At 59.0% G+C, this 4,488-nt stretch carries 5 protein-coding genes; 2 read left to right on the forward strand and 3 right to left on the reverse strand.

Features of this window, described 5'->3' with window-relative positions:
- Nucleotides 1-302: 302 nt before the first annotated feature.
- The gene (locus tag QMG72_RS17635) at nucleotides 303-818 is read right to left on the reverse strand and encodes a DinB family protein (RefSeq protein WP_226773369.1); all 516 of its coding nucleotides are present in this window, start codon (nucleotides 816-818) and stop codon (nucleotides 303-305) included.
- A 168-nt stretch (nucleotides 819-986) separates the two neighbouring features.
- Here QMG72_RS17635 and QMG72_RS17640 point away from each other — a divergent pair, with 168 nt between their 5' ends.
- On the forward strand, nucleotides 987-1,580 hold the full coding sequence (locus tag QMG72_RS17640) for a class I SAM-dependent methyltransferase (RefSeq protein ID WP_283481345.1): 594 nt from the start codon (nucleotides 987-989) through the stop codon (nucleotides 1,578-1,580).
- Between the two features lie 33 nt (nucleotides 1,581-1,613).
- On the opposite strand, the gene QMG72_RS17645 is transcribed toward QMG72_RS17640, so the two are convergent.
- The gene (locus QMG72_RS17645; RefSeq protein WP_502913846.1) at nucleotides 1,614-2,783 is read right to left on the reverse strand and encodes an IS30 family transposase; all 1,170 of its coding nucleotides are present in this window, start codon (nucleotides 2,781-2,783) and stop codon (nucleotides 1,614-1,616) included.
- A 78-nt stretch (nucleotides 2,784-2,861) separates the two neighbouring features.
- Nucleotides 2,862-3,653, reverse strand: a complete 792-nt coding sequence (locus QMG72_RS17650; RefSeq protein WP_282361125.1) for an SDR family NAD(P)-dependent oxidoreductase — start codon at nucleotides 3,651-3,653, stop codon at nucleotides 2,862-2,864.
- A gap of 114 nt (nucleotides 3,654-3,767) precedes the next feature.
- Here QMG72_RS17650 and QMG72_RS17655 point away from each other — a divergent pair, with 114 nt between their 5' ends.
- The gene (locus QMG72_RS17655; protein WP_226775795.1) at nucleotides 3,768-4,283 is read left to right on the forward strand and encodes a MarR family winged helix-turn-helix transcriptional regulator; all 516 of its coding nucleotides are present in this window, start codon (nucleotides 3,768-3,770) and stop codon (nucleotides 4,281-4,283) included.
- Nucleotides 4,284-4,488 lie beyond the last annotated feature (205 nt).

The following is a 4,488-nucleotide window of genomic DNA, read 5'->3' on the forward strand; positions in this document are numbered from 1 at the left end:
TGCCGGACCTTAGCGATGACCTGCTCGGGGGTATGTCTGCGTGCCATGATTCGTGAATTTCCTCCTGTGTCCATTCTCGGACACGAAACTCACACAGACACTGGACTTCTATCTGGGGACCCAACCAGCGGGCTTTGCTTTGAGCCGCTCTGCACGGCAGACTCACCGGTGAGTTTCTGTGACGGGCCCAAATTGGGTTTGCCGGGGCGGGCAACCGCGCGCCCGGTTGTGGATCGGTTTCCGGACAATGGTCTGACTCACCGCAGTGCTAAGAATCATGTGAGCGAATGTGGAACGACCGGTTACTCTCCTACACTTCCATCGATTGCTTCGCGCAGGAGATCAGCATGACCGTTGTGCCGGGCGGTTTCTTCCAGAATGTGCGTAAGAACCCATCGCAGGTTCCACTGGCTTCCGTCCCGGTCAGTACCCACGGACAAATCATCGAGGGAACAGTTGAGCAATGCGGTGCGACTTCGCGCGCAAGCATCCCTGTATAGGTCCCGCAGCTCCTGCGGGTCATCATTGGCAGCGCTGTGAAATTCCCAGTCCCGGTCTCCATCCCACGGAGCACTCCCCCAAGGCTCAAGTTCCTTTTCATCCTTGCCCAAGAATCTAACTTGAATCCAGTCGTCTTCAACGAGAGCCAGATGCTTGAGCAGACCCCCAAGAGTCAACGTCGAGGTTGTCAGTCGACGGTTCAGATCAGCGCGTCCCAGGTCCTGGGTCTTGAGGAGAAGTGTCGCTCGCTGGTAATCCAGAAACTGCTGAAGATTCGAGCTTTCATCTCGACATGACTGCGGATCCACTCGTTCCATGAAGGAAGTCTTACACGACTTCACTGCTGGTGGGCGATACGTCCCGTATGCCGTTCCTTAAACCGGACATGTAGTGGGCCGCGACTTAGTCATCGGGCGAGTCTCGCAGATTCCCGCAGAGGGATCGGCGACCAGGCACGTGTCCGTAGCTTGCCTACACTCGAATGCATGATCAACGTTGTCAGCGAAGCGTATTCGCGTCGGGCCGTGGAATACGTCGAACGCTTCGCTTCACTCGGTGCTGCGCACCCTTCAGATCGTCAACTGGTGGCGACGTGGGCGGATGGCATCGAGGGTGCAGTCATCGACGCCGGCTGCGGTCCGGGGCATTGGACCAACTTCCTCAGGGAAGCGGGGGTCCCTGCAGTCGGCGTGGATCTGGTTCCGGAGTTCATTGCGCACGCCCGCGGTGCTTATCCCGGCATCCCGTTTCGGACAGGCAGCCTCGACGCCCTCGACGTCGGCACAGGGTCAATGGGTGGAGTGCTCGCCTGGTACTCACTGATTCACTATGAGCCAGGCACGATCCGCACTCCTCTCCTTGAGTTCAGTCGGGTCCTTAAACCTGGTGGCGCCCTGCTGATCGGCTTCTTCGATGGTCACGTCGTCGAGAGGTTCGAACACGCGGTCGTCCCGGCATACCAGTGGCCGGTAGGGGATCTCTGCGACGAACTGGTGGCTGCGGGCTTTAATGTGGTCGAGACGCACGCACGGACAACCACCGGGCAGCGATCGCACGGAGCAATTCTCGCCATCCGCTGAGGTGTTCGGTAGAGGATCGGCGGATTCAGGCGGTCATTGCAACAGGAGGTTTTCGATCAGTTCGATCGGTTTCTTGAACTCTAGTCTTTTGCGCGGTCGGTCGTTGAGTTCCTGGGCGACCCAGTCGAGGTCTGTCGCGCTGTGGATGCTCAGGTCGGTGCCCTTGGGGAAATATTGGCGCAGCAGGCCGTTGGTGTTTTCGTTGATGCCGCGCTGCCAGGGTGAGTGCGGATCGCAGAAGTAGATGTCGATGCCGGCGTCGATCTTCACGGTTTTCCAGTCCTGCATCTCGATGCCTTGGTCCCAGGTCAGGGAATGCCGCAGCGACTCGGGGAGCGTCTTGATCTTCGCTGCCAGGGCGTCACGCATTTGTTCTGCTTTATAGCCATCCGGAAGATGAACGAGCATCGTGTAGTTGGTGGTTCTCTCCACAAGGGTCCCGATCGCGGACTGATTCCCTTTGCCGATTATGAGGTCGCCCTCCCAATGCCCGGGCACGGCCCGGTCCTGAACCTCGGGGGGACGCTCGGAGATATTGATCATCCCCGGAATCCGGTTCTTCCGCGGGCCGGCCTTCCTGCAGGGCTGCATGACCGCCCGCCCGGTGCGCAGGCACGCGGCCAGATCACGGTTCAGAACTCCGCGGGACTGAACGTAGAGGGACTGGTAGATCGTCTCAGGTGACACCCGCATCTCCGGCTCATCGGGGAACCCAACCCGCAGGCGTCCTGCGATCTGCTCAGCCGAATACTTCTTTTTCAGGTCCTCCTCCACCTTCGCACGCAACACCGTGTTCGTGTGCAGTTTCGCCGGTTTCGGCCGCGAAGCCCGCTCATACGCCAGAGCATGGGCCGACGTCGCCCGGTAAGGCAACCCGGCCACCGAATTGCGCCGAAGCTCCCTGGACACCGTCGAGGCAGATCTGCCGACCACGGCCCCGATCCGGCGCAGCGAGTATCCCTGGGCGCGCATCACCGCGATCTCCTCACACTGGGCGAAAGTCAGGCACCTGCCCTTCAGATCCCTGCCGCGGCGTGGCCTGACACCCCCGGCCTCGGCCAGGACCCGGCGCCCAGTCCGCCTGCTCGTATTGATCGGCACAACAGCGTCAGTGATGAAATCACCGGCCTGCATCCCAGCCCAAAACAGCTGCAGAAGATCCGGTCTTACATAAATCGAATACCCCGCCATAACAACACCCATCCGCTAAGTGTTGCAATCACCGCAAGAACCCAAGGATCCCCTTGCGGGCCTCGACTCGTCGTTGCATGACCGTGTTCGTCAGAGCATCGAAGTGAGTACGCCTCCATCTGCGCGCATGGCGGCCCCGTTTGTTGCCGATGAGAGTGGGCTTGCGAGGAAGACTGCCAGGTTTGCGATTTCTTCAGGCTCTATGAACCGCTCGAGGAGCGAGGTCTGATTTCCACCGATGATGGCCGCCTTGAGTTCACTTGTCGCGAGCTGCTGCGTCTTCGCAATTTGCTCGATTGTTTCGGCGACGCCGTCTGAATAGGTGGGTCCGCCAAGGATTGTATTGACCGTAACGCCGGTACCACGGGTGAGCTTGGCAAGTCCGTTGCTCAAGGCGAGTAGTCCTGCCTTGGTCACGCCGTAGTGGGTCATGTCGGCAGGGATGTTTACTCCCGATTCGCTGCCGATGAATATGATCCGGCCCCATCCGGCGTCCACCATTTTGGGAAGTACTGCGCGTGACAGCCGCACGCCACTCATAACGTTCACATCGAAGTAGCGCCCCCAGTCATCATCGGAGATTTCCCCGAAGGGTTTCACTTCGAAGAGTCCGACATTGTTCACGAGGATGTCGATGTCCTCGAGCGAACCCAGCAGGTGCTGTACCTCCGCAGGGTTGCGAAAGTCAGCAGCAATGCCTGAGACGATCGCGCCGGGCACCTCTGCCCTAAGTTTGCCCACCGCGCTTTCGACCCGGCTCTCATCGCGCCCGTTGATGATGACAGACACGCCCTCTCGAAGCAGCGCCTTCGCAATCGAGTAGCCAATGCCCTGGGTAGCGCCGCTAATGAAGGCCCGATTGGCCGCTAACTGCATGTCCATGATTGTGTTGCCTCACATTTTTTACTTGCTTGGGAAACCAAATGCTACAAGTAAATGATTGCTCAGTCAACTAAATGTGCAGCTAAACCCGGCTGTATCTCGTACTCTGGTCGTATGACTGATAGCAGCCCTCCAGTAGAACTAGCCGGTGAGGACCTTGAGACATGGGCGGGACTGGCTACCGTTTTGGAGTGGTTGCCGCCTGCGCTCGATGCGCCGTTGGTGCAAGATTTTGACCTAACACACTTCGAGTACGGCATCCTCTTCGCATTGGCTGACGCAGCTGATCGGACACTTCGCATGAGTGATCTGGCCGGCTTTGCCAACAGCTCTCTGTCGCGACTGTCTCGCGCAGTGTCACGGCTGGAAGGCCGGGGCTGGGTTCGGCGCTCCCAGGACCCCAGGGACGGGAGATCCACCCGAGCAACTCTCACCGACGCCGGCCGCAAGGTGATCAATGAGGCAACTCCGAGTCATGTCGACACCGTCAGAAGGCTGGTCCTTGACCCGCTAACGGCCGCTCAAAGACGCCAGTTGCGAGAGATCACCTTGCGTATTCAAAAGGCAATCAGGACACAGGAGGGATGGCGGCCGCCGCGAGGCATCAGTTCTCCCGCAGCATCGGAATAGCACATGTAGTCCTCGCAGAGTTCAGCTAGCAACTCGGGAACCATGCGGGTTGTCCGGTGAGGGATCCTTGGGTTCTCGCGGTGATTGCAACACTTAGCGGATGGGTGTTGTTATGGCGGGGTATTCAATTCATTTGAGGCCTGATCTCTTGCAGGTTTTTTGGGCCGGGATGCAGGCGGGTGATTTCATCACCGATGCCGTGGTT

Origin of the sequence: Pseudarthrobacter sp. PH31-O2 (assembly GCF_030063265.1) — a bacterium.
Classification (GTDB): Bacteria; Actinomycetota; Actinomycetes; order Actinomycetales; family Micrococcaceae; genus Arthrobacter.